At 66.8% G+C, this 337-nt stretch carries 1 protein-coding gene; it reads right to left on the bottom strand.

The genetic code is table 11. The features are described 5' to 3' along the window. A partial coding sequence (locus tag JANGC3_RS30115; RefSeq protein WP_035789061.1) for an AMP-binding protein occupies positions 1 to 337 on the bottom strand: 337 nt, incomplete at both ends.

Consider the following 337-nt stretch of genomic DNA (forward strand, 5'->3'; position numbering starts at 1 on the left):
GGCGTTTCCCGCATGGTGTGCAGGAAGTTGACGACGCCGCGGTGCGGCACCTGCACGCCCTTGGGCTTGCCGGTCGAACCGGAGGTGTAAATGACGTACGCGATGTGCTCGCCTTCGACCGGGCAATGCGGATTGCCGCCGGCATGCCGGGCCGCCATCGGCCAGTCGCGGTCCATGCAAAACAGTTGGGCGGAACAGGCCGGCAAGCCCTTGAGCAGGTTTTCCTGGCTGATCAATACGCGCGGATGCGCGTGCTCCAGCATATACGCCAGCCGGGCGCTCGGATAGGCCGGGTCCAGCGGCACGTAGGCGCCGCCGGCCTTCAGGATGCCCAGCA

This window comes from Janthinobacterium sp. CG3 (genome assembly GCF_000344615.1).
In the GTDB taxonomy this organism is placed as follows: Bacteria; Pseudomonadota; Gammaproteobacteria; order Burkholderiales; family Burkholderiaceae_D; genus Janthinobacterium.